The organism is Marinobacter nanhaiticus D15-8W (assembly GCF_036511935.1).
Lineage (GTDB): Bacteria > Pseudomonadota > Gammaproteobacteria > Pseudomonadales > Oleiphilaceae > Marinobacter_A > Marinobacter_A nanhaiticus.
Map to the genome: position 1 here is coordinate 4866379 of NZ_AP028878.1, position 22839 is coordinate 4889217.

Below are 22839 nucleotides of genomic sequence, written 5' to 3' on the forward strand. Positions count from 1 at the left end.
GCCAACGGAGTGGCGCAATACGGCATTATTGTGCTCTCTATACGCGCAATGGCCATTCGCAATCATTCGACCGGCCGGAATCCCTCCTAAGGCCGGCGGTTCTGATCAAGTCAGTAGTAGAGGCTGTCGATCGATGCTCGGATTCTTCAGGAATGCGCTTCACAGCCGCCTCGCGCGGCCCATCTTTATCGCCCTTGTCATGGCCGCTGTTGCCCAGGTAGCGCTGGTTGCCGGCATCACCCAATGGAGTGTCAGCAGCCTGGATGGAGCCATCACCGATGAGCTGTCCCAGACCCAGCGTGTGGTGAGCAACCGCCTGGACGACAATCGCGCCAGTATCGATACCGTGGTGGCGGATATGGCGTCAAACGTCCAGACCGAATTGGGGCAAACCCTGACCGATGCACTGAAATCAGAGCAGACTCGAGTGGTGGAGCGTTTCGAGGACACCCTGGTGCAGTCCAGCGAAACCGTGGCACAGATCCTCGCCCAGATTGCCGCGCCCTCTATCTGGGATAACGACATTCCCACCTTGACCCGATTCGTTGAGATGGTCCACGAAAATCCTAACGTGATCTTCGCCATCTACCTTGACCGCGAGGGCAACCCGCTGACCCGTTATGTGGACCGCACCGATCCCGACGTGCAGCGGCTTATCGACGCCAGCCCGATCCGCAGTTCGGTGCGCAGCGTCCTGGATGCCGCGCCGAACGACGAAGGGACTCGGGTGATCACCGCGCCAGTCACTTCCCAGGATGTGGAGATCGGCAAGCTGGTGATGGGCGTGAGCAACGCCGCTATCAACGAGGAAACCCAGGCCCTGACCGACCGCTTTGCCGCATTGACCCAATCCGCGACCGGCGCGACGGAAGAAGCGATCCGCTCGGCCTCGTCGGAAATGAGCCAACCGCTGGAAGCGGCCCTAGAAACGGTCAGCGCCGAGTTTGCCCAGGCTACCGAACGCCTGCGCAACACGACTCATGAAGAGTCCCTGGTCCTGATCAATACCATATTGGCGGTGCTTATCGTCAGCGCGCTGGTGCTGATCCTGGTGATTGGTCTGCTCATCGGCGCCCGGGTGATTCGACGCCTCAACCTGCTCAAAGAGGCCGCCGCCAATGTCGCCGATGGCGAAGGTGACCTCACGCGCCGGGTACCGGAACAGGGCAAGGATGAGATGACGGATATGGCCCGTGCCCTGAACCGCTTTATCGGGCGTACGCAGGACACCATCCGTGAAGTGAATGGTGCGGTGGCCGAAACCCGCTCCCGGGTCACGGAGCTGAACACGGCGGCGTCCAATGCGGACAGCTCCTCTTCCAGTCAGCGCGCGGAGCTGGAACAACTGACTTCCGCGATGCAGGAAATGGGCGCCTCGATCCAGCAGGTGGCGGAAAGCATCCAGCTTTCGAATAGTCACGTGGATACCATCAAGGGTGACATGAGCCGTAACCGCGAGATCACCCAGCAGGTGAACGCCCAGCTCAATGCCCTGCTGGAGAAAGTGGCCGACACGTCTGAAGTCATCCATAACCTGGATAGCAAGAGTCAGGAGATCGGCACCGTGCTGGACGTGATCGCCGGCATCGCCGAACAGACCAACCTGCTGGCGCTCAATGCCGCGATCGAGGCAGCCCGCGCCGGCGAGAGTGGCCGCGGGTTCGCGGTTGTCGCCGACGAAGTCCGCAGCCTGGCCAGCCGGACCCAGGAATCCACCGAAGTAATCCGTAATAACATCGAGGCGCTGCAAAAAGGCAGTAAGAGCGCGGTCACGGCCATCCAGAGCGCCTCGACCCTGGCTCAGGAAGGCCAGCAGCGCTTTGCCGAATCCGATGCGCTCATGGGCAACATCGATACCGCTACCGGTCAGCTATTCGATATGAGCACGGAAGTCGCGTCGATGGCCGAAGAGCAGAGCTCCGTGTCCGACGAAGTGAACCGCAATGCGGTGAATATCAGCGAGGCCGCCGAGCATGCCAGCGCGGCAGTCGGTCAGGCGTCGGATGTGGCTCGGTCGTTGGATAGTGCGATGCAGCGATTGGCGGAGACGGTGGGGCGGTTTAGGGTTTAGGCCGGAGCTGCACCCAAAATGTAGCGGACGCTTTAGAGGGTGTTGCAAAAACTTGCGGCTTTAAGCCTCTCTCCCCTCGCGGGAGAGAGGTTTGGAGAGAGGGGGACGAGGCAAAGCCTCGCTAGAAGTCGGCTTTGGCAACGATGAGCACCTGACGGCGCTACCCCCTCTCCCCGGCCCTCTCCCGCGAGGGGAGAGGGAGTTTATGCCGTAATTTCGAGATACGGCTACTTTTGCAAGACCCTCTTTAGCTTCCGAGCAGGCCGCAGAGGCCTGCCCCTTTCCGGGACGCACCGGGCGCCTTTGGCGCCTCAGAAGCTGAAGCGTCTGCTACATCACATCGGGAACAACACACCACATCTCGTATCCGCCGTAATGACTAAGGATTCCGCCCCGTCGCCGCCAGTGAGCGCAACAACACCGCCGTCTGTTTCCACCCCAGGCACGGATCGGTGATCGACTGGCCGTAGACCAGCTCATCGCCATCGTTCTGGCGCCCTTCTTCCAGGAAGCTCTCCAGCATGATCGCGCGGATATCCGCGTTGCCCGCACATCGCTGGGCCATCACATGGTGAGCAATATCCAATTGGCGCTCAGCCTGTTTGCAGGCATTGTCGTGGCTGCAATCCACCATGACCGCAGCGTTCATGCCCGCGTAGCGTAGAGCGTTGGTGGCCTCGGCAATACTCTTGGGATCGTAATTGGTGATACCACGGCCGCCGCGAAGGACCAGGTGCACGTCCGCATTGCCTGGCGTACAGATCATCGCGGGCGAGCCTTCGGCATCGGTACCCAGACGATGGTGACCGTGGGCAGCGGATTTCATGGCGTTGATGGCCATGCCGACGCTGCCGTCAGTGCTGTTCTTGAAGCCGACCGGCATGTCCAGGCCGCTGGCCATTTCCCGGTGGACCTGTGATTCGGTGGTGCGGGCGCCGATGGCGGTCCAGCTCACCAAGTCATCCAGGTAGCTGAAGGCGACCGGGTTAAGCGCTTCGGTGGCGATCGGCAGGCCCAGCTTCGCCAGGTTCAACATCAGCCGGCGGGAACGGACCAGTCCCTGGGCCAGATCACCTTCGCCGGTGCGCTCCGGATCATAGAGCAGTCCTTTCCAGCCCACCGTGGTACGCGGCTTTTCCACGTAGGCACGCATGACCACAACACACTGGTCGCTGATCTCGTCTGCCAGCCGGGCCAGGCGTTCACCGTATTCCAGCGCCGCCACCTCGTCATGCACGGAACAGGGGCCGATCACCAGCAGCATACGCGGATCGGTGCCGTTCAGGACGCGGCGTACGGTTTCACGGTGTTGGGCAATCTGGCGGGCAAGGTCGGCGCTGATTGGAAGTTCCTGGCGCAGTTGCGTCGGGGTGGGCAGTTTGACGACGGTGCTGGCTGCGCTTTCCGAGACGACGGTCGATCGTTCGTCGGTGTTGATATCTGTTGCTGATGTCAGGTTCATGTTCATCATGAGTACTCCGGAAATGTGAAAACGTGATGGCGATAGTCAAAAATTCGAAAACAGGAAATCGAAGTGACCGCAGGGGCTGACGCTCAATAACGCCAGCCGCTGATAAATCGCCAACCGTTCAGGCCGGAGAGCCGGAGGCTGGATGGAAGCTTTTGTTGGTCCCGTTGAGCTTCGCTACTCATGGTTGTGTCCTTTCACTCTTTTCAGTACCGATTTTTTTATCTCAGAAAACGAAAAGCCCCGATGGCTGGCTGCCGATCGGGGCTTTTCAAGTCCGGTGGCAGCCTGGGTTTCCGCCGGGCCGCCTTCTGAATCTGGTGAAGGTGTCTACGCGTGGCCCGACCTCTGGCTAAAATAAAAGCCATAGGCAAACCACCAAGAAAACACAGACGCAACGCCGCGAACCAGCACGCTGGAAGCAGCTACAGAGTTAAATTGACAGGCGTCGTGTGAAATATTCATGCTCAGATCATAGCGCAGTCAGACTGCATTGCAACCACCGGAGACGAATGGATGTTCAGAAAAGGGCTCAAAAGCGGAGCGATCTCACATGGTTTGCTCACCCTGGCTTTTCTCCTGATGGCCCAGGTGGCGCTCGCCGCCAGCGAGGTTCGCACCTTTGCCCTGAGCCAGCGGCCGGCCCAGGATGTTGCCGCCCAGCTACAGCAGCTCTATCCGAACGATGAACTCAGGATTACAACCCAGGGCCAGCGCCTGACAGTGCGCGCCGAACCCCGGATACTGACCGAGGTCGAGGAACTGATCGGCACCATGGATGTGGCCCCGGCACAATTGCAGATCACGGTGCGCAGCGGCGGCAACGGGTCCGTCAATCGCCAGGGCGGCGGCGTATCGATCAACAATGGCACCGTCAGTATCCAGGGCGAAAGCAAGGTAACAACCACCCGACGCAACCAGTTGCAGACACTGGTGGTGCAGGACGGCCAGTCCGCGCATATCAAGTCCGGTCAGGTACGGGCCCTGCCCATTGCCATCCAGGGCGGACTGAACCCGGCAGCGATCGTGGAGCAGGTGGATATCAGCGGCGGCTTCGTGATCACGCCGCAGGTCATCTCCGACCAACAGGTGGAATTACAGATCATGGCTTTCGATAACGTACCCCAGGACAATATGCCCGCGGGTTACGAGACGGAGGCTGTGATGACGCTTCGCCGCGTGCAACCGGGCGAATGGGTCACGCTGGGCGCTACCGAGACCCGGAACGCCAGCAGCCAGTCCGGCATCACCTACGAGATCGGCAGCAACCGTCAGCGCTCACAGAGCTTCGACGTGAAGGTCGAGGTGATGTAGGGGACCTGGCTATCCCTGGCGACGATTGCCCAACAACGTGGTTTTGGCCTCGTTGATCTGGGCCGCCAGGAAGTCGTTGCCGCCACGATCCGGATGTACCTTCTGCATGAGCCTGCGATGGGCGGCAACGATCTCGTCACGGCTGGCCTGGGCACTGACACCCAGGATGTTGCGCGCCTCTTCCGGGCTCATCCGGCTCACACCGGAACCGGTGTGCTGCCGGTTACCATCCTGTGCACCGCTCCCGTCCTGCTGACGCTGTTGCCCCGGGCCCTGGCCTTTGTAGTCCCGGTAAAGCCGGTTGATCAGGGGTAGGTAGCGCAACAGCGCCGGTAGCTTCCGCAGTAGCGGTAACAAGGCCGCGCCTGCGGCCACGAGGATGTGGATGCGTCCGGTCAGCACGAGCAACAGGATCATTAGCAGGAATCCACCCGCCAGACCACGGAACAGATAGGCCTTCTTCTTGGGTTCGGGCAACTGCGACCAGGCACGCAAGGCGTAGAACAGCGCAATGGTGAGGCCAATTCCTAGGATCCAGTGCATGGATCGATCATCTCCAGCAACAACTTCAGTTCAGTAATAACATCAATGCAGTATGATGCCACGAGTAGACGCTGCAATACGTCTGCAGCGTGCGTTCGGCTTTGCTATGCTTGCCGGGCTTTCCCGGACCAGGATCGTTCATATGAGTCACAGTCTTCCCGCCGACGCTGCGATTGCCTTCCAGGGGCATCGAGGCGCCTACTCCCACCTGGCTTGCCAGAAGGTCTTTCCCGACCACGCCGTTCAACCCTGCACCAGCTTTATCGATGCCATGCGGGCGGTGGAAAACGGCATGGCGGCGCGGGCGATGATTCCCCTGGAGAACTCCACGGCGGGCCGGGTCGAGGAAATCTACCGGCTGATCCCGGAACTCAAATTGCACCTTGTCGGTGAACATTTCGAACCCGTGGACCATTGCCTGATGGCTCGGCCCGGCACGCGCATCGACGACCTGAAGACCGTGGCCTCGCATCCCCAGGCCCTGGCTCAATGCGCCCGACACATCGAATCCCTGGGACTTAACGCGGAAGCCATGCTGGATACCGCTGGCGCGGCCCTGGCGGTGAGTGAAGGCACCGATCCAACCCGCGGCGCCATCGCCTCGCGACTGGCGGCCGAACTCTACGGGCTGGAGATCCTCGACGACCAGTTCCAGGATGTGAAGGGTAACACCACCCGTTTCATCATCCTGTCTGGCACCGAGATCCTGCCGGAGTTCCGTGCTGACCAGGCTTATATCACCTCCATCGTATTCCGCGTGCGCAACATTCCCGCCGCGCTCTACAAGGCCCTGGGCGGCTTCGCCACCAACGGGGTCAACATGGTAAAGCTAGAAAGTTACATTTTGGGGAGCAGCCTGAGTGCCAGCCAGTTCCATGTGGATATCGAAGGCCATGTGGACCAGCGCCCCCTCCAACTGGCCTTGGAGGAACTTCAGTTCTTCGCCGAGGACCTGCGCATTTTGGGCACCTACGAGGCCCATCCGTTCCGTGCCAGCCGCCAGTTCAGGGACTGAATCGTGACGCTGGGCCAACTCTTCCTGCTATTCCTGGTTATCTTCGGCGCCTGGTACTGGTGGCGCGCCAAGGAGATCAAGGACCTGGTGCTGCAGGCCGCCAAGCAATACTGCAAGACCATGGACGTGCTGCTGCTCGACGACGCCATCTATCTGCGGGGGCTCTGGTTCAAGCGTGATTCCGAGGGCCGCGTGCGCGTATGGCGCCGGTTCCTGTTTGAATTCACCGCGACCGGTGAGGAGCGCTATACCGGCCGGGCCATTCTGCTGGGCAAACGTATCGAGCATATCCAGTTGGATGCGCACCGGATGCCGCCCTCAAATCTGCACTAGTGCCTGTCCACACGAATTTCCGCTTCCTGCCTCCCGTTCTAAGAGCAGTCAGGTCGCGGCACGTCGATCATCGGGCTACGTATTACCTGGCGCGCAAAATGTGATCAGCACACGCCGTGTGTTTCAGATGTCTCAAGCGTCCGTTCGGCCCATCGCAGCGTAGATCCAGAGAGAACGTCGGGCTCCCTTGCTCCACAGGCTGAGGATGCAGCATAGTTAGGGAACGCCGATCACCGCCGGTATTCTGGCCCGCCGCCTGCAACGGACGACGACAGGCCCGGATCACCGCCACCCGCCTGCCCGACGTGACACGACGACACAGGGAGCACGCATGAGCGACAAAGCACCGATCAAGGGTTCGGATCTGTTCATCAAGGCTTTGGAACAGGAAGGGGTCGAATACATTTTCGCCGTACCCGGCGAGGAAAACCTGGACCTACTCGAGTCCATCCGCAAATCGAGTATCACGCTGATCATCAATCGCCACGAGCAAGCCTCCGGCTTTATGGCGGCCACCTACGGCCGGCTGACCGGTAAGGTGGGCGTTTGCCTCTCGACGCTCGGCCCCGGAGCGACCAACCTGATGACGGCAGCAGCCTATGCCCAGCTCGGGGCCATGCCGATGCTGATGATCTCGGGCCAGAAGCCGATCAAGTCGTCGAAGCAGGGTCTGTTCCAGATCATCGATACCGTCGATCTCATGCGCCCGCTGACCAAGTACACCCGGCAAATCAACAACGCCAATACCATTCCGGCAAAACTGCGCGAAGCGATGCGGCTAGCCAGCGAGGAAAGACCGGGTGCCGTACATCTGGAACTACCGGAGGACATCGCCATCGAGATGGCGGACGCGGATACCCACATCTTCAAACCGAGCGACGCCCGTCGCCCCTCTGCCAGCACCAAAAGCCTCGAGCAGGCCTGCCAACTGATTCGTGAGGCCAAGCATCCGCTGATCATGATCGGCGCAGGGGCGAACCGTAAGCGCATCTCCAAGGCACTGATCCGTTTCGTCGAGTCCACCGGCATCCCCTTCTTTACCACGCAGATGGGCAAGGGCGTGGTGGATGAACGCCATCCCCGTTACCTGGGCAGCGCAGCGCTCTCCGATGGCGACTTTGTGCACTGTGCCATCGACCACGCGGACCTGGTGGTCAACGTTGGGCACGACGTGGTGGAAAAACCCCCGTTCTTCATGAAGCCTGGCGGCAAACAGGTCATTCACGTGAATTTCAGCCCGGCGGACGTCGACCCGGTGTATTTCCCGCAACTGGAAGTGGTGGGCGACATCGCCAATAGCGTGGAGTGGCTGGCCGATCACTGCGGAACTTGCGAAGTTCATGACTTCGACGAATTCTCGCGGGTCAAGAAAGCGGTCGAGAAGCACCTCACCGAGCGGGTCGATGATGATCGTTTTCCCATTATTCCACAGCGTATCGTCGGGGATGTGCGCTCGGTCATGCCGGAGAACGGGATCATCGCCCTGGATAACGGCATGTACAAGATCTGGTTCGCCCGCAACTACAAGGCCTACGACAACAACACCGTCCTCCTGGACAACGCCCTGGCCTCCATGGGCGCAGGTCTACCAAGCGCCATGGCCGCAGCCATGCTCTATCCGGACCAGAAGATCATGGCGATCTGTGGCGATGGCGGCTTCATGATGAATAGCCAGGAGCTGGAGACGGCCGTGCGCCTCAAGTTGAATCTGGTGGTCGTGATCATCAACGACAATGGCTACGGGATGATCAAGTGGAAACAGAACCTGGATGGTTTCGAGAGCTTCGGCCTGGACTATGGCAACCCGGATTTCGTGCGTTATGCGGAGTCCTATGGGGCGACCGGGCACGACGTGACCTCTGCTGCGAACCTTGCGCCGACCCTGGCCAGCGCCCTGGATGCTGGCGGCGTGCACCTGGTCCACGTGCCCGTGGATTACAGTGAGAACGAGCGTGTCTTCAACAGGGAGCTGCGGGATATAACCTGCAGTATATAAAGGCGAGCCACCGGCTGGCAGGCAACGCCTTCGGCAATCACCTACCCGTGGCCCGCTTAATCACGAGGGTCGATTTCCTATACTGACTGACGCAGCCTCGCGATTTCGCCGGGGCGGCGTCAGGAACCATCCAACAAAGACCGGAGCCATGGACATACAAACCGACCACCGTTATGCGATTAACCTGAACGTACGCGGCATCCAGCCATCCGCCACCCTCCGTATCAACGAACTGAGCAACCAGCTACGCCAGGAAGGCCAAGACATCATCAAGCTGGGCCTGGGCCAGTCCCCCTTCCCGGTTCCGGAGCGGGTCACCGAAGCCCTTCGGCAGCATGCCCACCAGAAGGATTACCTGCCGGTCAAAGGGCTCAAGGTGCTGCGCGAGTCCATTTCCGCGTATATGAATCGTACCCAGCGTACCCGCACGACCTGGGAAGACGTACTGATCGGTCCCGGCTCGAAGGAGCTGTTGTTCATCCTGCAACTGGCCTACTACGGCGACTTGCTGATCCCGCGCCCAAGCTGGGTGTCCTACGCGCCCCAGGCTCGCATCATCGGACGCTCGGTACACTGGCTACCGACCCATGCGGAGAACAACTGGCAGCTTACCGCCGAAGAACTGGACATCATTTGCCGCGACGACCCTACCCGTCCGCGCATCCTGATCCTGAACTACCCGTCCAATCCAACCGGCTGCACCTATACGGACGATCAACTGCTGGCCATCGCCAACGTGGCCCGCAAGTACAACCTGATCCTGCTGTCCGACGAGATCTACGGTGAAGTGCACTTCGAGGGCCAGCATAAGTCCATTGCCCGCTACTACCCGGAAGGAACGATCATCAGCACCGGCCTGAGCAAGTGGGCCGGCGCCGGGGGCTGGCGGCTGGGCTGCTTCATCTTCCCGCAAGAGCTGCGCCCACTGCAGGACGCCATGGCCATCATCGCCAGCGAGACCTTCACGGCGACCAGTGCGCCGATCCAGCATGCTGCGGTGACGGCCTTCGAAGGGGGCGAAGATATCGATGAGTATCTGCACCAGTCACGCCGCGTCCTCAAGGTGCTGGGCGAATACCTGCATCGTCGACTGGAAGCGATGAGCATCTGGAGCCAGCGCCCCCAGGGCGGTTTCTACCTGTTCCCGGATTTCTGCGATTACCAGGAAGCGCTCGCCAAACGCGACATCAAGACCAGCCCGGCCCTGTGCAGGGCGCTGCTGGAAGACACCGGCATCGCCATCCTGCCGGCAAGTGACTTCGGCTTCGTCCCAGACAAGCTCAGCGCCCGCCTGGCCTTCGTCGACTTCGATGGCGGCGAAGCCATTGCCCTGGCCGCCAGCGACTTCGCCGATCGCCCGCTGGACGACGCCTTTATAGACCAGGCCGCTCCCCGCCTGAAACTCGCGATGGATAAACTGGAGAATTGGCTGAAAAGCCTCTAGCCCAGCCGACGGGCCCACGCGCTTGCGGGGCCCGCCTTTCCGCGTTGAGGATTGCCGGACAAACCGGCATGCTGTTCATTCGACCCCCCTCCACCATAACCTCCAAAGGATTGCCTGTGCCCCGAGCCACCGCCGCTGAAATTGCCGATTTTGCCGAGAAACTGGCCCGAGAGGCCGGCGAACTGATCGTACGCGAGCGCAACGAAAATACCCTGCGCACGGATTACAAGGACCAGACCGAACTGGTCACCCATGCGGACATCATGGCAGATGACTATATCGCCAAGGCCATCCGCGAGAGGTTCCCGGAGCATCGGCTACTGTCGGAGGAAGCGGCGCCGGACCGCAGCCAGGCGGAGGACCTGGATACGCCGCTGTGGATTATCGACCCTATCGACGGCACGGTGAATTACGCCTACGGCCATCCGCAAGTGGCGGTATCCATCGCGTACGCCGACCAGGGCCGGGTGCAGGTGGGTGTCGTGCATGCGCCATTTTCGGGGGAAACCTTTCGAGGGATACTCGGTAAGGGGGCCACGCTGAATGGCCAGCCCATTATGAACAGCGGCGCGGAAGACCTGCGCCAGTCGCTGTTCGCCACCGGGTTCCCCTATACCAAGGACAAGCTGGAACCGCTGATGCGGCGTCTCAACGCGATGATCCACACTTGCCGCGACTTACGCAGGATCGGCTCGGCCGCGCTGGATATCTGCTGGGTCGCCGCTGGCCGGCTGGACGCGTACTACGAGAGTGTCAGCCCCTGGGATTTTGCGGCGGCCCGGGTGATTGCCCTGGAAGCCGGCGCCCGTTGCGGGCATTTCAACCCAGTACCGGAAGGCTACCCGGAAGACCTTTGGGGTCAGGATATCCTGATCTGTGCGCCGGCCCTGTTCGACCGACTGCGCGAGTTACTCCATCGCGCCTGAGGCGCCACCTTCGCCGCGCACCGCGCGCTGGTCGGCGTAGATCGGACGGAGCAACTCCTCAAGCTCGCCGCTTTCCCGCATGGAGGTCAGTTCGCGATCGAACACCTGCAGCAACTCTTCACCCCGGCCGGTGGCACGGCTGAACAGCAGATGAAGCGCCTTGCTGTGCAGCGGTCGCGGGTGATGGGTAATCTCACGCCACTGGTTGCGAGGCAGTACCGCTCGCACCATACCGTAGCCAACCGCACGGTCCTGGGGGTAGAGATCGATACGGCCGTGCATCAGCAGTTTCAGATTGCCCCGATCCTCAGCAATACGCTTGACGCTGATCCTGCCGGACTGCTCGGCCATCTCGAACGACTGGCCGTAAAAATAGCCCAGTGTCGCGCCGATGGTGAAGGGCTTGAGATCGGTCATATCATCCCAGGAAAAGTCCAGGCCCCGGCGATGGAAGAACACCTGCTCCCCATCGACGATGGGCGTACTACAGAGATATCGCAGGGAGCGGGCCTCTGAACAGTAGTACGGCATCATGGCGTCCTGGTCGCCGGTAGCCACGAACTGCGCATTGCGGGTCCAGGGATAGACGTTGAACTCGACGCTATAGCCGGCGCGCTCGAATACCGTCTTTATGACATGCCCCAGGGGGCCGAAATCGGGTTTGGAGGAATCGACGTAGGGCTGCCAATCACCGGTGGCAATTCGCACGATCGAGGTGCTTGCGGTCGGGGGCTCCGCAAGGGCGTGGGTTGATAAGCACAGACTGGCCAGGGCCACCAGCAGACTGGAGCAAACCGTTTTGTAGCAGGACATCCTGATATCGCCGAGCAGTGGAGTCTCTGAATCACTCCCTGATTTACGCTACCACGCGATCTCACCGGCACCGGTCCTGCTTTCGGGCACAGGGACACGGTGACTACTTCCCGGACTACTGGGTCACGCCTGAAGGACAATTCCGCCGCACAGAACGGTCTGCCCATTTATTCAGAGTCCCTGAAGCCGAAACGCGTACTTTTGGGTGCCTGGTCGATTGGTTGACCAGATAACCCCTAAGACAAGCCTAGACGCAAATTCCCACCCTGTCCTGGCGCGGGTTCCGGTTTCATGGAATCTCTTTTTGTGGGCGCTATTCTGCTGTACGCCAGATACCAAGCGCAAGCGATGACCAGAATTCGTCGAAATGGGCGTCCGGCGCATGCTGGAATGACGATCGGGTGAAACGCTGGATACGGCCTTCGATCAGGCTCATGTACCATTCTGCGGTGCGCGAGGAGCTGGTTCGGGGACGCAATCCCTGGCGGATCTCGCCTTCCTTGATCACCTGGCGGGCCTGGGTTTCCAGACGCTCAAACACGTGGGAAACGCGCTGGCGCAGAGCCTTGTCTTCACCTACCAGGGCATCGCCGGTAAGCACCCGGCAAAGACCGGGGTTGCGCTGGGCAAAGACCAGCACGAGTTGCGCCTGCTTGCGCAGCCGGGCCTGGGCGTCCTCTTCATCCTGCAGGATAAGCTGGCAACGGCTGAATACCGCCTCCTCGACGAAGTCGATCAGCCCCTCGAACATCTTCTTCTTGCTGGGGAAATGGCGATAGAGGGCGGCTTCGGTCACTCCCACCGAGCGCGCCAGGGCCGCGGTGGTTATGCGTGCATCAGGTGCCTGCTCAAGCATTTCGGCCAGGGCATGCAGAATCCGCTCGCGGCGGCTCGGCGTTTTGTCTGTCATTCCGGTAATTCCAGCTCCGAAAGATTTTTGATTCTTCTCTTCGGGGACCAGCGCTGTCCCTGTTCTTTGGTGGTCGCGTTACTTTGGCCACCGCGTTGCCATGGTGACCACGTCCATCACGCCCGCCTGTTCTTCTATGTCCACTTATACCGTGGCTTTGGGGACTCACTACACGGCGGTAGCGAGCCTATCTGGGAGGATAGTCTCCCCTATATTGGGGAAAAAGTGTGTTCCATTTCGTTTCAGACACTTGCAAGGGTGTTGCAGAGCCCCACAAGTGTCAGCGAATGGATAAATCAGGTAGTAAGGCAGGATGGGCCGGTGACAATAGGCTTCAACTGGTCACCGGCAGCATTTCTGTGAGGTCAGGACAAGGGGCCGCCCGGCGACGAGAGCCCCTTGGCAGGCTAGAAAAACGTCCCGTCGATGGGCGAAGAAGCGCTGGCATAGGCCTTGCGCGGCATCCGGCCTGCCAGCCAGGCTTCGCGGCCGGATTCGATGGCCAGGCGCATGGCCCGCGCCATACGGATCGGATCGCCGGCCTGGGCGATCGCGGTATTCATCAACACCCCGTCGCAGCCCAGCTCCATCGCGATGGTGGCGTCGGAGGCAGTGCCCACACCGGCGTCTACCAGGATCGGCACTTCGGCATTCTCGACGATCATGCGGATATTGTAGCGGTTCTGGATACCCAGGCCGGACCCGATCGGTGCGCCCAGGGGCATCACCGCAATACAGCCCATCTCCTCGAGGCGTTTGGCCATCAGCGGATCGTCACTGGTGTAGACCATCACCTGGAAACCGTCGTTGATGAGGGTTTCCGCCGCATCCAGGGTTTCGGGCATATTGGGGTAGAGCGTTTTCTCCTCCCCCAGCACTTCCAGCTTGACCAGGTTGTGGCCATCCAGCAGCTCCCGCGCTAATTTGCAGGTGCGTACCGCATCCTTGGCGTTAAAACAGCCTGCGGTGTTAGGCAGGATGGTGTAGCGATCCGGCGAGACGACGTCCAGCAGGTTCGGCTCGTCCGGATTCTGGCCGATATTGGTCCGACGCACGGCTACTGTGACGATCTCGGCGCCGCTGGCGTCGATCGCCTCGCCGGTTTGCTGCAGGTCGCGGTACTTGCCCGTGCCCACCAATAAACGTGACTGGTAGGTTCGTCCGGCAATAATTAACGGCTTGTCCTGTTTCGGTTCAGTCATGGCGCAATCCTTGTAACGGGCAACAGTGGCCGCCCGGTCAATCATTCGATGGCATGGAATACAAAATAGGCAGCCCTGCGGGCTGCTCCGAAGCTAAAGAGGGTGTTGCAAAAATGCCGGTTTGCACACATAAACTCCCTCTCCCCTCGCGGGAGAGGGTCTGGGAGAGGGGGAAGCGCCGTCAGGCGCTCAACCTTGTCAGATGCGGATTCCTGCGAGGCTTTCGCCTCGTCCCCCTCTCTCCAAACCTCTCTCCCGCCAGGGGAGAGAGGCTTAATACCGCAAGCTTTTGCAACACCCTCTAAAGCGTCGGCTATATTCTTCGGGTAACTCGGGCATGTAGCAGATGCTTTAGCTTCTGAGGCGCCGAAGGTGCCCGGGCCTAGGCATCTTACGCGCCGTCGTTCCAATAACCCGTGAAGATTTGGAACTAGGGTGGTCAACCACCCCCAATAGCGTGGACGACCTCAACGCGGTCACCGTCATTTAGCTGGTGCTCGCTGTGCAGACTGCGCGGCACGATATCTTCGTTGACTTCGACCGCAAGACGTCGTCCGGTAAGCCCAAGGTCTTCGATCAGGGTGGCGACAGTGGCTGCAGGGGGCAGCTCATGCCGTTCGCCGTTAAGTTGGATGTGCACGCTAACCACTCTCCGGAATTCGTTTGAATGCAGCAATAATCAGGCAAACCCAACCGGCCATAAAGCACAGGCCGCCTACGGGTGTGACAGGTCCAAGCACCGTGAGATCCATCAATACCAGTCCGTAGAGGCTGCCGCTGAACAACAGGATGCCGACGACGAAGAGCACGGCGCTGGCAATCAACCAGCGTCGGGCCAACCCGAAGCCAGCGAGGACCGCCACAGCCAATAACGCTAACGCATGGTATATCTGATAGGTGACGCCGGTCTGGAAAACTTCAAGCCCTCGGGGCGATACGATCTGGCGCAGACCATGGGCACCGAAGGCGCCAGCCATGACGCCGGTAAGTGCAGCCAACGCGCCAGCCACGAGGGCCCAGCGCAAGAGGGTTCTAGGCGCAGTCACAGTGAATGCGCTCTCCGGTATCCAGGTTCATCAGGGTCAGGGCGCCACCCCAGACGCAGCCGGTATCCAGCGCAATGTAGCGGTCAATACCGGTCTTACCTTCCAGGGCCGCCCAGTGGCCGAAGATCACACGGGCCTGATCGTCCCGGGGGAAACTGAACCAGGGTGCAAAGCCGTCCGGGGCGCCGGCTGCGGACTCTTTTGCGGCGAGCTCCAGTCGGCCATCCTCGGCGATGAAGCGCATCCGGGTGAAGTAATTGGTGATCACCCGCCAACGATCCATGCCCGTGAGGGACGGGTCCCAGCCGGCCGGTTCGTTGCCGTACATCTGCTGAAAGTAGGCGCCGGCGTCATCGCCCTGCAGGACGTTTTCCAGATCCTTCCCGTGCAACATGGCTTCGTCGACACTCCAGATATGCGGCAGGCCGGCATGACTCATGAAGATGTCACGGGTCGGGTCGTAGACCGCAAGATGCTGTTGTCGCAGCCAGCCAATCAGGTAGCGACGATCTTCCGCTTCGAGGATGTCGTTCAGCGTGTCTTTGGGCTTGATCGTGTGACCACCCAGCACTACCGCCAGCAGATGCAGGTCATGATTGCCCAGTACCACAGTGGCCGAGGCGCCCAGGCTTTCAATGTAACGCAAGGTGGCCAGTGAGGATGGACCACGGTTGATCAGGTCGCCCGCCACCCATAGCCGGTCGCGGGAGGGCGAAAAGTCGACTTTTTCCAGAACATCCAGCAGGCGGTCGTAACAACCCTGGATGTCGCCTACGGCGTAATCAGTCATGGGTCCCCGTGCTTGTCTTGAGTCTGTTCGGCCCCGCTTTGGGACGCATCGGTACCGTTTGAAGATACAGCGTTCCCATCTTGGGAAACCAAAGTGTCGGCGATCCTGACGTAATCTTCCAGGGTGAGGTTTTCCGGGCGCAGGCCATCGTCGATACCCAGTTCCCGCAACTGCGACACACTCACCAGGCTACCCAATGCCTTGCGCAAGGTCTTGCGCCGGGCGTTGAAGGCGGTGCGCACCACTGCTTGCAGCATGCCGAGATCCCTTGCCGGGTGCGGCAACGTCTTATGCGGCACCAGACGGACAATCGCCGAATCCACCTTGGGCGCCGGCCGGAAGGCCCCGGGCCCCACCTCGAACAACGGCTGAACCTGGCAATGGTATTGCGCCATGATGCCGAGCCGTCCGTAGTTGTTGTCACCCGGCATAGCCGCCAAACGCTGAACCACTTCCTTTTGCAGCATGAAATGCATGTCCTGCACCACGCCAGCCTGCTCGAGCAGGTGGAAGATCAGCGGTGTGGAGATGTTGTATGGCAGGTTGCCGACGATCCTCAGAGGCTTTTCGGCCGCCAGTTCGGCAAAATCGAAGCGCAGGGCGTCGGCTTCGTGAATGCGAAAATCCGGATAGTTGAAGAACTTGGTCCGCAACACCGGGATCAGGTCGCGATCCAACTCGATTACCTGCAGCGACGGCGTTACCGACAGCAATTCTTCGGTGAGTGCACCCAGCCCGGGGCCGATTTCCACCAACGCGTCATCGGGCTTGGGATTGATCGCACGAACGATACGTTCGATCACACCCGGATCGTGCAGGAAGTTCTGGCCAAAGCGCTTGCGCGCCTGGTGGCCGGCTGGTTTAGCCATGAGTCGTTTCCCGGCGGCAGCGCGCCATCTGGATTGCGGTTTCGATCGCCGTGTGCAGGCTGCCGGCATCCGCCGTACCCTTGCCCGCCAGGTCCAGCGCCGTGCCGTGATCGACTGAGGTGCGTACGATCGGCAGTCCGAGCGTCACGTTCACCGCGTTGCCGAAACCCTTGTATTTGAGCACCGGCAAGCCCTGGTCGTGGTACATCGCCAGCACGGCATCAGCCTTTTCGAGCAGGTGCGGCGTAAACAGCGTATCTGCCGGCAGCGGGCCGGTCAGGTTCATACCCTCGTCGCGCAACGTCGCCAGCGCGGGCTCGATAACCTCGATTTCCTCCATCCCGAGATGCCCCCCTTCTCCGGCGTGCGGGTTAAGACCAGCCACGAGGATGCGCGGCGCATCGATGCCAAAGAAGGCTTTCAAATCATTATTGAGGATGCGCGCAACCTGTATCAGCCGGGTCTCGGTAATCGCGGCGGAAACGTCCTTGAGCGGCAGGTGGGTGGTGACCAGCGCGACGCGCAGACCCTGGGTCGCCAGCATCATCACTACCCGGTCGACACCGCAAAGCGCCTGCAGGAATTCGGTGTGACCACTGAAGACGATGCCGGCCTCGTTGATCACGCCCTTATGGACCGGCGCCGTGACCATGCCGTCAAAGGTGCCGTCGAGACAGCCACGAGCGGCGGTTTCCAGCGTGGCGAGCACATAGCGGCTGTTGTCCGGATCCAGTTGGCCCGCCATACGGCTATTGATACCGTCGACCTTGAGTACCGACAGTTCACCTGCAGCCGTCGCTGCCGTATCGCCCGGCGACCAGGCGACCAGCCGGACCGACAGGCCCAGTTGTCGGGCGCGCTCGGCCAGCAGGTCGATATCGGCCACCACAACGATGCCCGCCGGTCGCTCATGTCCGGCCAGTTGGAGACAGAGATCGGGTCCGATGCCAGCGGGTTCACCGACGGTCAGGGCCAGGGTCAGCGGTTGGGTCATGATGCGTCGGAGGTCTCCTCGTCTTCATCCTGGGCGTTTTCAGTATCTTCTTCATCACCCATGCCGGCCAGCTTGATATCGACATAGGCTTCTTCACGAATTTCGCGCAGCCAGTTCTGCAATTCAACCTCGAACTTGCGACGGTAGAGCACCTGGCGCGCCTCGTTCTCTTTTAACTGGTCGCCGATATCCTTCTGCCGGCGATCTTCCACCTCCAGCACGTGCCACCCGAAACGGGAACGGAACGGGCCCTTGATTTCGCCCACCTGCGCCTCCTGCATAGCCTGCTCGAACGCCGGCACCATCTCGCCGGGACTGACCCAGCCCAGGTTGCCACCGTCGGAACCGGAGACCTTGTCGTCCGAATATTCCCGCGCCAGTTGTGCAAAATCGGCACCGCTCTCGAGACGATCGGCCAGGTCGTTGATCAGCGCTTCTGCCTCGGCATCCGGACGGGCGTCCGTCGGCCGGATCAGGATATGGCGCACCTTGGACTGCTGTATCACCTTGCCGGTGTCGCCGCCACGCTTGTCCAGTACCGAAATAATGTGGAAACCGCTGCCGCTACGGAGGACTTCGGACGGTGCCCCAACCTCCAGTTCCGGGGCCACGTCGACCACCAGTGAAGGCAACTGGTTCTCGGTTCGCCAGCCGAGCACACCACCTTCCAGGGCATTGGCACCATCGGACTCGGCGACCGCCACCTGCTGGAAATCGGAACCATCGAGAATTCGCTGGCGCAGGTTCTCCGCTTTGGTGCGGGCCGCTTCGACCTCGTCGGTGTCGTTGAAATCATCGACGGACACCAGGATGTGGCCCAACTGGTATTCCACGTTCGAGGCTTCACGCCCGGCCTGGGCCTGGAGGAAGTTCTGTACTTCCCGGTCGGTGATGCGCACGCGGTTGTCGACCCGGCGCTGCTGCACCCGGCTGATCAGCATTTCCCGGCGAATCTGCTCCCGCGCCTCTCGGTAGGACAGGCCCTCGCTCGCCAGCGCCTGCTCGAACTGCTCGAGGTTATAGCCGTTGCGACTGGCAATGTTCTGCATGGTGTCGTTCAGCTCGTTATCGCTGATCCGCATCCCCATCTTGTCGGCCATCTGCAGTTGGATGGCGTCGGAGATCAACTGGTCCAGAACACGTTCTTCCAGCACCTGATCCGACGGCAGCGGCGTGCCCTGGGCATTGAGTCGGGCCTTGACGGTACGTACCCGGCTGTCCAGCTCGGACTCCAGGATCACGCTGTCGTCGACAATGGCGATCACGCTGTCCAGGGGCTTGCGTTCTGCGAATGCGTATTGGGCAGCCACCGCAAACATCAGCAGGGCCATGACACGTGCGCACAGGCGCAGGGATGCCTTCATAGATACCTCATTTCAGGAATTGCGGGCCGGACGTCAGTAACGCACATTGGTCCGGCCGAATCGTCTTTGTTCACGTTCGTCGTAGCCGTAGATCGCATCGGAAATACGGTCTCCGGAGCCGCCACTGCCGCCCAGCCCCTTGAGCTGGACCTGGAACAGGATGCGATTCTCCAGTTTGCGATCATCCGTGAGGTAGTTCTGGCTGACCAGTTGCAGGCTCCAACAGCAATCGGTGTACTCGATACCGGCCAGCGAGCCAGCGGTCCGGTCTGCCTGGGAGTCGTAAAGCCAGCGGCCGATCAGACTGATGTGGTCTGAGACAGGAAAAACCGCGCCGATATCCATCTGCTCGAAATCATCCCGGTCGTAGGTGTGACCGAGCGTGGCCAGGTAGCGGTAGTCCTCGGAATGGAAGACCAACTGGCTACGCCCTTCCTCGGTCTTCATGTCACGCGGGTCCCAGAGTCCGGACACGCGGATATCCATCGTATCCAACGGCCGGAACGAGGCCTCGCCCGCCAGCGGTGAGTCGCTGCGGTCGTCGGCGCCCTGGCCGTTCAGGCTCACTTCGCGATCGTCATAGTAGTAGACCTGGCCGATACTCAGGCGCGCCCGCTCGATACCGGTGTTGAGATCGTTGAAGCGGGTGGTGACGGCTGCGGTCAGTCGGTTGTTGTCGGAAATCCGGTCACCGCCACTGAAGCGCTGGGGCGAGAACAGTTGGTCGAAGCTGAAATCTTTCAGGGCGGTATCGAAGTCCGGGATATAGCTCTGGTCCTCGAATTCCGAATAGACGTAGTAGAGCCGCGGCTCGAGGGTCTGGTTGTAGGGAATGCCGAACATCGAATCACGCCGGTCGAAATAGAGACCGTTATCCCATTCATAGATGGGGATGCTACGACTGAAGGTGTCGTCCTCGCGGACCGTGTAGTCCTCAAGCTGGTACTGGGTAAAATCCATGGTCACCGAAGGTCTGGAATAACCCCAGATGGCACGGAAATCGAGTGCCAGCTCCGGAGCCAACCGCAGACGGTGACCGTTGGCACGTTCCAGGCCAGTGAGGTCGGTATTGTCCCGATGGAAATAGGTGTACTGGGACTCCACCAGCGTTTCCACCACACCCCATTCGTAATCGGCGCCATAGAGGATCTCTGGCAGTTGGGAATAGGGCTTCTGGCTATCGGTAATCGTATCGCTCAGCGTCTGGTAGCCACTGAGATAGGCTTCGAAATATTGATGACGGCTGTCGTAACGGATCCCGCCCCGACGCTGTAGATGTGTGACTTCGTTGATGTCCAGGGAGCGGTTCAAGTCGCTCAGGTACTCGTCATCGGACACCACCGAGTAGTCCGCATAGCCGGTCCAGTTGTAGCCGAAGTTCGCCCGACTGGCAAAGTCCAGCCCCCAGCGCTCACCATCCTCGCCCGGAAATTCGTCGGAAAAAGCCTGGTCGTCGTTGATATAGCCCAGCTGCAATACGGATTCGCCATAGTCGCTGAGGTGACGCCCCTCGACTTCGTTGAACAACCCACGCCCATGAATATATTGCGGCGTGATAGTGGCATCGTAGTTGGGCGCCAGATTCAGGTAGTAGGGCGTGGAAATGAAAAGACCACTGCCGGTATCCGATGTACCGAACGACGGGTAGAGGAAGCCGGTCTTGCGGCGATCGTCGATCGGAAAGGTGGCGTAGGGCCAGTAGAAGACAGGGATATCCTGGACCTCCAGCCGCACGTGGGTCGCGGTCCCGAAGCCTTCGGCCCGATCCAGTTCGATATCGGCGGCAACGATGGCCCAGGCGTTGCTGTCGGGTGAGCAGGTCGTCAGACGGCCGTCTTCGATGTTGACGATGTTCTCACTGGGCCGGGAGAGGTAACCCGCCTGGCCACGCATCTCGGCGGCGTGGATCAGGAAGGTTGCGGTGTTCACTTCCATTTCGCCCGTGTTGGCATCGTACTCGGCCGAATCGCCGGTCAACAGGAAACCCTGACCACGGCTGACGATGGGTCCGCTCAGGGACATCTGTCCTGTGGCCTGGTCGTAGAGAGCGCGACTGCCCTGCGCGCTGAACGTCCCCTGGCTCAGGCGAACATCGCCTTCGAGGATTAGCTGGGTGTCCACCTCATAGCGGGCATTGAGGCCGCTGGCCTCGATGGGCATCTGCGTGTTACCACCCGAGCCGCTTTCAAAGAGAGGCGATTGCCGGTCGCTGAAATCCGGTTGCAAGTAGCCGCCGTCACAGTAGGCGGGCAGCATAGCCTGCTGCTCAGCCGGCAGCTGGTCCCGGGGGCGCCAATCTATTTCTGCAGCGGTCGGTGCCATTTGCGCGCTGGTAAGCGGAGCGAAAAATGTCGAGGCGAGCACACCGGCCCACCAGTGGCCACTGCTTCCAGTCCGGATGGTTTTTATTGGAGATCGCAATGGCACGAATGAGGAATCCCGTTCTGACGATGAGGCCGCCGGTAGTTTACACGCCCGGACCGACCTTGTTAATGCGCTTGCAACCCGGCTATTGATCGAAGTGCCGCCTTCCCGACCAAGGCCTTACGACGGTGTCGGGGACGTTTTGTTACAACACCCTCATCTGCTTTACACCGTAGACCTTTTGCCGCAACACCGGGCTTCTGATATTTTCCGGTGAATGGGGCGACACATTCTGGAAGCCATCCGACTCTGGATCTTCTTTACATCAGCTGACCAGCACCCCGCCCGCCTAGCCAGGACACAATACAGATAACTTTCATGGATAGCAGACTTGCAGCATTGACGGCCTGGGTCGCCCAGCAGCCGGGATTGGAAAGCGCTCAACCGGTCGCCGTTTCAGGCGATGCCAGCTTCCGCCGTTATTTCCGCGTTACCCGGCCCGATGGCCGGCCGTTTATCGTGATGGATGCGCCGCCGGAGAAGGAAGACGTACGTCCATTCATCGCCGTTGCCGAACACTGGCGTGAAGAAGGCGTCAACGTGCCCGCCGTTCATGCCCGGGAGCTGGAACAGGGGTTCCTTCTGCTGGATGATTTCGGCGATACCCTTTTACTGGGCGAACTCAACGACGACAACGTCGACAGCTACTACGGCAAAGCGTTGAACGCCCTGTCTGGCATCCAGCAGACGAGCGAGCCCAACGACTATCCCCTACCGTCTTACGACGCCGCCCTTCTCGACCGCGAGATGGCCCTGTTCCGTGACTGGCTGGTCGAGCAACAGTTGGGGCTGACACTCAGCGACCAGGAGCACTGCCTGCTGGACACCACCTTCGCCCTGCTCAAGGAAGCCGCCCTGGCCCAGCCGGAGGTGCCCGTTCACCGGGATTACCATTCCCGTAACCTGCTGGTGGTGAACGACGACCTCGGCATCATCGACTTCCAGGATGCTGTACGCGGACCGGTGACCTACGACCTGGTTTCGCTGGTCAAGGATTGCTATATCCGCTGGCCGGAAGCCCGTATCAGCGGCTGGATCGAGAATTTCCGCCAGATGACCCTGGATGCCGGCATCCACCGAGCCGATGCGGAGACCTTCCGCCAGTGGACCGAGTTAATGGGCATGCAACGCCACCTCAAGGCGGCCGGCATCTTCGCCCGACTGGCCATCCGTGACGGCAAGAGCCGCTATCTGGAGGACATTCCGCGCACCGTTGGCTACCTGGCCGAAGCCAGCGCACGCCAGCCGGCCCTGCGGCATTTCAACGAATGGCTCGAGGCCCGCATTATCCCGGCCCTGGACAAGAAGGCATCCTGA

20 protein-coding genes are annotated in these 22839 nt (G+C 60.6%); 8 read left to right on the forward strand and 12 right to left on the reverse strand.

Annotated features, from left to right (window positions below; translation table 11 throughout):
• Positions 1-133: 133 nt before the first annotated feature.
• On the forward strand, positions 134-2071 hold the full coding sequence (locus tag RE428_RS21910; RefSeq protein ID WP_004580027.1) for a methyl-accepting chemotaxis protein: 1938 nt from the start codon (positions 134-136) through the stop codon (positions 2069-2071).
• A gap of 379 nt (positions 2072-2450) precedes the next feature.
• On the opposite strand, the gene RE428_RS21915 is transcribed toward RE428_RS21910, so the two are convergent.
• Positions 2451-3539, reverse strand: a complete 1089-nt coding sequence (locus tag RE428_RS21915) for a 3-deoxy-7-phosphoheptulonate synthase (protein ID WP_004580026.1) — start codon at positions 3537-3539, stop codon at positions 2451-2453.
• 516 nt (positions 3540-4055) lie between these two features.
• Here RE428_RS21915 and RE428_RS21920 point away from each other — a divergent pair.
• A complete protein-coding gene (locus tag RE428_RS21920) occupies positions 4056-4853 on the forward strand; it encodes a secretin N-terminal domain-containing protein (RefSeq protein WP_004580025.1) in 798 nt (265 codons plus the stop codon).
• Positions 4854-4862: 9 nt separating this feature from the next.
• On the opposite strand, the gene RE428_RS21925 is transcribed toward RE428_RS21920, so the two are convergent.
• Entirely contained in the window at positions 4863-5396 is a 534-nt protein-coding gene (locus RE428_RS21925) for a DnaJ domain-containing protein (RefSeq protein ID WP_004580024.1), read from the reverse strand.
• Positions 5397-5538: 142 nt separating this feature from the next.
• Here RE428_RS21925 and RE428_RS21930 point away from each other — a divergent pair, with 142 nt between their 5' ends.
• The 5 genes from RE428_RS21930 to RE428_RS21950 all read left to right on the forward strand — a co-directional run bounded on the left by RE428_RS21930 (position 5539) and on the right by RE428_RS21950 (position 11110).
• Positions 5539-6411 carry a prephenate dehydratase gene (locus tag RE428_RS21930; RefSeq protein ID WP_004580023.1) on the forward strand — a complete coding sequence of 291 codons (873 nt, stop codon included), beginning with the start codon at positions 5539-5541 and terminating at the stop codon, positions 6409-6411.
• 3 nt (positions 6412-6414) lie between these two features.
• A complete protein-coding gene (locus tag RE428_RS21935; RefSeq protein WP_004580022.1) occupies positions 6415-6744 on the forward strand; it encodes a DUF3301 domain-containing protein in 330 nt (109 codons plus the stop codon).
• A 331-nt stretch (positions 6745-7075) separates the two neighbouring features.
• Positions 7076-8740, forward strand: coding sequence for an acetolactate synthase large subunit (locus RE428_RS21940; protein ID WP_004580021.1), 1665 nt, complete (start codon positions 7076-7078; stop codon positions 8738-8740).
• A gap of 148 nt (positions 8741-8888) precedes the next feature.
• Positions 8889-10184 carry a pyridoxal phosphate-dependent aminotransferase gene (locus tag RE428_RS21945; RefSeq protein WP_004580020.1) on the forward strand — a complete coding sequence of 432 codons (1296 nt, stop codon included), beginning with the start codon at positions 8889-8891 and terminating at the stop codon, positions 10182-10184.
• Between the two features lie 68 nt (positions 10185-10252).
• Positions 10253-11110, forward strand: a complete 858-nt coding sequence (locus RE428_RS21950; protein ID WP_004580019.1) for an inositol monophosphatase family protein — start codon at positions 10253-10255, stop codon at positions 11108-11110.
• Here RE428_RS21950 and RE428_RS21955 read toward each other — a convergent pair.
• From RE428_RS21955 to RE428_RS22000, 10 genes are all read right to left on the reverse strand, one after another.
• The gene (locus RE428_RS21955) at positions 11093-11923 is read right to left on the reverse strand and encodes a substrate-binding periplasmic protein (protein ID WP_004580018.1); all 831 of its coding nucleotides are present in this window, start codon (positions 11921-11923) and stop codon (positions 11093-11095) included. The genes RE428_RS21950 and RE428_RS21955 overlap by 18 nt on opposite strands.
• A 313-nt stretch (positions 11924-12236) precedes the next feature.
• Complete coding sequence (slmA, locus tag RE428_RS21960; RefSeq protein ID WP_004580017.1) at positions 12237-12833, reverse strand: nucleoid occlusion factor SlmA; 597 nt, start codon at positions 12831-12833, stop codon at positions 12237-12239.
• A 407-nt stretch (positions 12834-13240) separates the two neighbouring features.
• Positions 13241-14035: a thiazole synthase gene (locus RE428_RS21965; RefSeq protein ID WP_004580016.1), complete on the reverse strand. Its 795-nt coding sequence runs from the start codon at positions 14033-14035 to the stop codon at positions 13241-13243.
• A gap of 439 nt (positions 14036-14474) precedes the next feature.
• Entirely contained in the window at positions 14475-14675 is a 201-nt protein-coding gene (gene thiS, locus RE428_RS21970) for a sulfur carrier protein ThiS (protein WP_004580015.1), read from the reverse strand.
• Between the two features lies 1 nt (position 14676).
• On the reverse strand, positions 14677-15012 hold the full coding sequence (locus RE428_RS21975) for a DUF423 domain-containing protein (RefSeq protein WP_081614639.1): 336 nt from the start codon (positions 15010-15012) through the stop codon (positions 14677-14679).
• A 55-nt stretch (positions 15013-15067) separates the two neighbouring features.
• Entirely contained in the window at positions 15068-15871 is an 804-nt protein-coding gene (locus tag RE428_RS21980) for a symmetrical bis(5'-nucleosyl)-tetraphosphatase (protein ID WP_004580013.1), read from the reverse strand.
• Positions 15868-16740 (reverse strand): 16S rRNA (adenine(1518)-N(6)/adenine(1519)-N(6))-dimethyltransferase RsmA, encoded by an 873-nt coding sequence (rsmA, locus tag RE428_RS21985; protein ID WP_004580012.1) that lies wholly within the window; start codon positions 16738-16740, stop codon positions 15868-15870. The genes RE428_RS21980 and rsmA overlap by 4 nt, the downstream gene beginning before the upstream one ends.
• Complete coding sequence (gene pdxA / locus RE428_RS21990; RefSeq protein ID WP_004580011.1) at positions 16733-17734, reverse strand: 4-hydroxythreonine-4-phosphate dehydrogenase PdxA; 1002 nt, start codon at positions 17732-17734, stop codon at positions 16733-16735. Before pdxA ends, rsmA begins: the two co-directional genes overlap by 8 nt.
• Positions 17731-19098 carry a peptidylprolyl isomerase gene (locus RE428_RS21995; RefSeq protein ID WP_004580010.1) on the reverse strand — a complete coding sequence of 456 codons (1368 nt, stop codon included), beginning with the start codon at positions 19096-19098 and terminating at the stop codon, positions 17731-17733. The genes pdxA and RE428_RS21995 overlap by 4 nt, the downstream gene beginning before the upstream one ends.
• A gap of 33 nt (positions 19099-19131) precedes the next feature.
• Positions 19132-21420, reverse strand: a complete 2289-nt coding sequence (locus RE428_RS22000) for an LPS-assembly protein LptD (RefSeq protein WP_040883057.1) — start codon at positions 21418-21420, stop codon at positions 19132-19134.
• Between the two features lie 420 nt (positions 21421-21840).
• Between RE428_RS22000 and RE428_RS22005 the strand changes: the two genes are divergently transcribed.
• On the forward strand, positions 21841-22839 hold the full coding sequence (locus tag RE428_RS22005) for an aminoglycoside phosphotransferase family protein (RefSeq protein WP_004580008.1): 999 nt from the start codon (positions 21841-21843) through the stop codon (positions 22837-22839).

Coding starts and splice junctions, on each gene's coding strand:
- RE428_RS21910 (WP_004580027.1), top strand. CDS start 134: ATGCTCGGATTCTTCAGGAATGCGCTTCACAGCCGCCTCGCGCGGCCC.
- RE428_RS21915 (WP_004580026.1), bottom strand. CDS start 3,539: ATGAACATGAACCTGACATCAGCAACAGATATCAACACCGACGAACGA.
- RE428_RS21920 (WP_004580025.1), top strand. CDS start 4,056: ATGTTCAGAAAAGGGCTCAAAAGCGGAGCGATCTCACATGGTTTGCTC.
- RE428_RS21925 (WP_004580024.1), bottom strand. CDS start 5,396: ATGCACTGGATCCTAGGAATTGGCCTCACCATTGCGCTGTTCTACGCC.
- RE428_RS21930 (WP_004580023.1), top strand. CDS start 5,539: ATGAGTCACAGTCTTCCCGCCGACGCTGCGATTGCCTTCCAGGGGCAT.
- RE428_RS21940 (WP_004580021.1), top strand. CDS start 7,076: ATGAGCGACAAAGCACCGATCAAGGGTTCGGATCTGTTCATCAAGGCT.
- RE428_RS21945 (WP_004580020.1), top strand. CDS start 8,889: ATGGACATACAAACCGACCACCGTTATGCGATTAACCTGAACGTACGC.
- RE428_RS21950 (WP_004580019.1), top strand. CDS start 10,253: ATGCTGTTCATTCGACCCCCCTCCACCATAACCTCCAAAGGATTGCCT.
- RE428_RS21955 (WP_004580018.1), bottom strand. CDS start 11,923: ATGTCCTGCTACAAAACGGTTTGCTCCAGTCTGCTGGTGGCCCTGGCC.
- slmA (WP_004580017.1), bottom strand. CDS start 12,833: ATGACAGACAAAACGCCGAGCCGCCGCGAGCGGATTCTGCATGCCCTG.
- RE428_RS21965 (WP_004580016.1), bottom strand. CDS start 14,035: ATGACTGAACCGAAACAGGACAAGCCGTTAATTATTGCCGGACGAACC.
- RE428_RS21975 (WP_081614639.1), bottom strand. CDS start 15,012: ATGGCTGGCGCCTTCGGTGCCCATGGTCTGCGCCAGATCGTATCGCCC.
- RE428_RS21980 (WP_004580013.1), bottom strand. CDS start 15,871: ATGACTGATTACGCCGTAGGCGACATCCAGGGTTGTTACGACCGCCTG.
- rsmA (WP_004580012.1), bottom strand. CDS start 16,740: ATGGCTAAACCAGCCGGCCACCAGGCGCGCAAGCGCTTTGGCCAGAAC.
- pdxA (WP_004580011.1), bottom strand. CDS start 17,734: ATGACCCAACCGCTGACCCTGGCCCTGACCGTCGGTGAACCCGCTGGC.
- RE428_RS21995 (WP_004580010.1), bottom strand. CDS start 19,098: ATGAAGGCATCCCTGCGCCTGTGCGCACGTGTCATGGCCCTGCTGATG.
- RE428_RS22000 (WP_040883057.1), bottom strand. CDS start 21,420: ATGGCACCGACCGCTGCAGAAATAGATTGGCGCCCCCGGGACCAGCTG.
- RE428_RS22005 (WP_004580008.1), top strand. CDS start 21,841: ATGGATAGCAGACTTGCAGCATTGACGGCCTGGGTCGCCCAGCAGCCG.